The organism is Microcystis sp. M049S2 (assembly GCF_020245625.1).
Lineage (GTDB): Bacteria > Cyanobacteriota > Cyanobacteriia > Cyanobacteriales > Microcystaceae > Microcystis > Microcystis ichthyoblabe_A.
In genome coordinates, this window is the sequence record NZ_JADBUN010000250.1 from 1 (window position 1) to 3,363 (window position 3,363).

The window sequence follows — 3,363 nt, forward strand, 5'->3', positions numbered from 1 at the left end:
AGGTTGGCAGCCGTCGGTGACGTTCGAGGGACTGGTAAAATTAATGGTAGATGCGGATTTAGCGGCTTTGGGGATTAATCTTAATAACGGTGGTGATAGCCAACAGTTATTAAAAGATTTGGCTTATCTTCGCAATCGTTCGATGACAACTGTGGATTAAAGAGGTGAAAATATGCTGAATTTAAGCGAACAAAGAATCGTCGTCACCGGGGGGGGCGGATTTTTAGGTCGGCAAGTAGTTAATCAATTAATTGCATCGGGGGCAAATCCCGAAAAAATTACAATTCCTCGGTCTAAAGATTGTGATTTGAGAGTTTGGGAAAACTGTCAACGTTTAGCCAACGAAGAAGATTTAATTATCCATTTGGCTGCCCATGTGGGAGGTATCGGTCTTAATCGGGAAAAACCCGCCGAATTATTCTATGATAATTTGATGATGGGAACCCAATTAATTCACGCTGCCTATCTAGCAGGAGTGCAAAAATTTGTCTGTGTGGGGACAATTTGTGCCTATCCAAAATTTACTCCAGTACCTTTCCATGAAGACGATTTATGGTCAGGATATCCCGAAGAAACCAATGCGCCCTATGGTATCGCTAAAAAGGCTTTATTGGTACAATTAGAGTCCTATCGTTTGCAGTATGGTTTCAACGGAATTTATCTTTTACCGGTGAATTTATACGGGCCGGAGGATAATTTTGATCCGGGTAGTTCCCATGTAATTCCTGCTTTAATTCGCAAGGTTTATGAGGCACAACAACGGGGGGATAAACAACTTCCTGTCTGGGGAGATGGTAGTCCAACCCGGGAGTTTCTCTACTCCACCGATGCAGCGCGAGGCATTGTCATGGCCAGTCAATTCTATAATGAATCAGACCCAGTTAATCTTGGTACAAATTATGAGATTTCTATCAAAGATTTAGTGGAATTAATCTGTGATTTAATGGGTTTTGATGGCGAAATTGTTTGGGAAATAGATAAACCGAATGGTCAACCGCGACGCTGTTTAGATACAACCCGCGCTCAAGAAAAATTCGGTTTTGTTGCTCAAATGGAATTTAAAGAAGGTTTGCGAAAAACCATTGAATGGTATCGACAAAACGCCGCTTAGTCTCGATAGCTGGTGTGTTAGATTAATAACTAACACACCTGATTTTTTTAAGCTTACTGACCTGTAAAATCAGAACGAAGGGTTAACTTTAAATCTTCCTTGGGGTTAATTGACAATAATTCCACCGATTCTCCTCGTAATAACCAGCCGGCTAATACTTCTAATCCTCCTCCTCGTATAATCTCGCTAACTGGTTGGTCAGAAGTAAAGGAAGCGAGGACAGAAGCGGCGGATTTTCCTAATACTGCACCCTGAATAATTTTATCGGGGTTAACTCCCTTAATTAGCCTTTCTATACGGGTGAAAACTGCCGAAATAGCATCGATAGATTTTTCTTGGGGTTGACGGGTTTTTAAAAAGATTTTTTGGGATAGAAAACGCGAACCTTGACCATCGGGTTTAATTTCTCCGATAATCTGACTACCATCAGGAATAATTGTCTGTCCTTGGGAATTTTTGATATTATCGGTGACGGTTAGAGATAAAGAAAAAGTTTCTTGTTTGGTTAAAAGAATTTTTTCCCCCTGCTCGTATTTTACAGGGATATCTGTGCCAGCAGGAATTAATCGGTCATTTCCCAAAGGAATTGGTTTAATCGGGTTAATTGGGGCGAATTGACGTGCGATCGCAGGAGTCAAGGAAAGGGAGACCACAACGAAAGAAGCACTTAAAAGCATTGTTAATAGTGTCAGAGGATGATGACGACCCTGCTTTTGAAAATATAGCATCTTACCCTTGAGTTTCCTAGTGGGAGCGAGTTAAAGATAGAGACGAAAGCGGAAAAAAGTTTGTTTCCAAGCAAGAAAATGCGGGTAGAAGGAGAATTTTAGCAAAAAATAACTGAGATTTCCGACTAACTGCCAGTTATTAGTTTATTTGGTCTATTGAAACGCCAAAACTCTTGATTTGTCCGCAGTTCTTAGTTTGGCACGGTTAATGGAGAACAAGACCTATTTATTATAAAATTATAGGTTCAATCCTATCAAAAAAAATCACCCGATCGAATTAGAATCTGTGACAAAATGTAACAATTGTAACAAAAAACTGAAGAAACCTCTGATCGGGTTGCCACCGATCCCAAACTTAGGACAAGGGGTCATCTAAACCTGGCCCCACAGAAACGGCACACCTTCGCTTTCGGTTGAATTAACTCAGCACAATGAGGACAAGGAACCCTATCCCTGTCCTGTGATCGAACAGAAACAGTTCTCTCGCTATTCCAAGTCACGATCAACCCAAAAAGAGCCACTAGCACCCCAACTGCTGGATTAAAGGCCATCATTACAAACCCAAAAATCAGCATACTCAAACCAATAAATTTATCCATAAGCTCCTCTTGTAGATAACCTTGCTCATAAACCCGAACCACCCCCAATGCCTATGAACCAAATCACACATCGGCCACCCTACCTCAGAAAGATGAGAAATAAGCCAACTAAAGATAGAAATAGAGAGAGTGAAAGATTGCTAGACTCACAGAGGTGGGTAGCTAAAAAAGTCTCGCCTCTAACCCCATAATGACACAATTAACTTTAAGTTTTGCGATCGAGTAAGCCAAAAATATTCTCCCCCATCACCCGCGAACCGGATGCTGTTGCTAAAATAATCTTCATAGGGGAGAGCGCGGGAAGTTTCCAAATATCATCCTTTTTGTCCTGTACTTAGGAGTAGATTATGTTTACTAAACTTAATAATTTGTGGAATCAGTTTTTCAGGAGATCAAGAAGGATTAATGATAAACCATTAAATAAAGTAAGTTTATTGGTAATAATAATTGTTGATATTTTCATCTTAGTTAATGTTTTTACAGGATTAGATGATATTAGTAGGTGGCATTTAAGCCCCCAACAAATATATCCTTGTTACAGCGAATGGCAAAGTTACAATAAAAATAATAGTCCAGATAGAGATTATGATTTAATTACAACTTTTTTAGTTGATTATAAAAATAATAATTATCAAGATGAAGAAATAGGACATTTAGGTAAAGTTTCTCCAATTTGTTTGCAATATGCTGATATTAAAAATAATTTAAATAATAAAGAAAATAAAACTTTATTAAGTAAAATACAAACAAAACAAGATAATATTAATATACTAGAAAATAATAATAGAATTATTAGAAGTCAATATGATTCTACCCTATTAGAGAAAATTGCTGGACAGTCTGCCAACAATTCGATAAACCGGGTAAAAGCGGAAGAGGCAAAACAGAAACTAGAGGAAAATAATAAAAAAATATCAAAAATCAA

2 protein-coding genes and 2 pseudogenes are annotated in these 3,363 nt (G+C 38.3%); 3 read left to right on the plus strand and 1 reads right to left on the minus strand.

Annotated elements, in window-relative coordinates; genetic code table 11:
- Together IM496_RS19545 and IM496_RS19550 are read left to right on the plus strand one after the other, a co-directional pair.
- Positions 1-160, plus strand: a pseudogene (locus tag IM496_RS19545) (GDP-mannose 4,6-dehydratase); the annotation flags it as partial.
- Between the two features lie 12 nt (positions 161-172).
- Positions 173-1,111 carry a GDP-L-fucose synthase family protein gene (locus IM496_RS19550; protein ID WP_194018295.1) on the plus strand — a complete coding sequence of 313 codons (939 nt, stop codon included), beginning with the start codon at positions 173-175 and terminating at the stop codon, positions 1,109-1,111.
- Positions 1,112-1,164: 53 nt separating this feature from the next.
- Here IM496_RS19550 and IM496_RS19555 read toward each other — a convergent pair whose 3' ends face one another.
- On the minus strand, positions 1,165-1,839 hold the full coding sequence (locus tag IM496_RS19555; RefSeq protein WP_104396236.1) for a hypothetical protein: 675 nt from the start codon (positions 1,837-1,839) through the stop codon (positions 1,165-1,167).
- 946 nt (positions 1,840-2,785) lie between these two features.
- Here IM496_RS19555 and IM496_RS19560 point away from each other — a divergent pair.
- Positions 2,786-3,363, plus strand: a pseudogene (locus IM496_RS19560) (hypothetical protein); the annotation flags it as partial.

Coding starts and splice junctions, on each gene's coding strand:
- IM496_RS19550 (WP_194018295.1), top strand. CDS start 173: ATGCTGAATTTAAGCGAACAAAGAATCGTCGTCACCGGGGGGGGCGGA.
- IM496_RS19555 (WP_104396236.1), bottom strand. CDS start 1,839: ATGCTATATTTTCAAAAGCAGGGTCGTCATCATCCTCTGACACTATTA.